General features: G+C 67.4%; 1 protein-coding gene. It reads right to left on the bottom strand.

From position 1 onward, the window contains the following. Positions 1-411: AAA family ATPase (locus V0R37_RS21845; protein WP_420376521.1), on the bottom strand; the 411-nt coding region annotated here is incomplete at both ends.

Below are 411 nucleotides of genomic sequence, written 5' to 3'. Positions count from 1 at the left end.
CGCACGAAATAGGGCCGCTGTGAGTCGTCCACGCCCCATTCCTCGGCCTCGGCGGCCGTCATGCCGGACAGGTAGGACTGCCAGCGGATGTTATCCACCAGCACGGAAGATCCCCGGCTGGCCTGCTGCTGGTCGCCTGCGCCCATCATGGCCGCGCCCTTGCTGGCATGGTGCAGGAACACGATAGAGCACCCGGTATCGGCGGCGATGGCCTCCATGCGGCCAATCACCTGCGCCATGGGGCCACTGGCGTTCTCCTCCTCGATGTGGAACCGGCGCAGCGTGTCCAGCACCATCAGGCGGCGACCCTCGGCGGCGCGCTTGAGGCCGTCGAACCACTCCGGGGCCATGATGTTGGGCAGGTTGCCGATCAGCGGCTGGATCAGCAAGCCGTGGCTGACGGCCTGCTGA

The organism is Pollutimonas rozaliensis (assembly GCF_048751585.1).
In the GTDB taxonomy this organism is placed as follows: Bacteria; Pseudomonadota; Gammaproteobacteria; order Burkholderiales; family Burkholderiaceae_B.
Note: the sequence above shows the minus strand (reverse complement) of the source record. Positions and strands in the feature narration are given on the sequence as shown.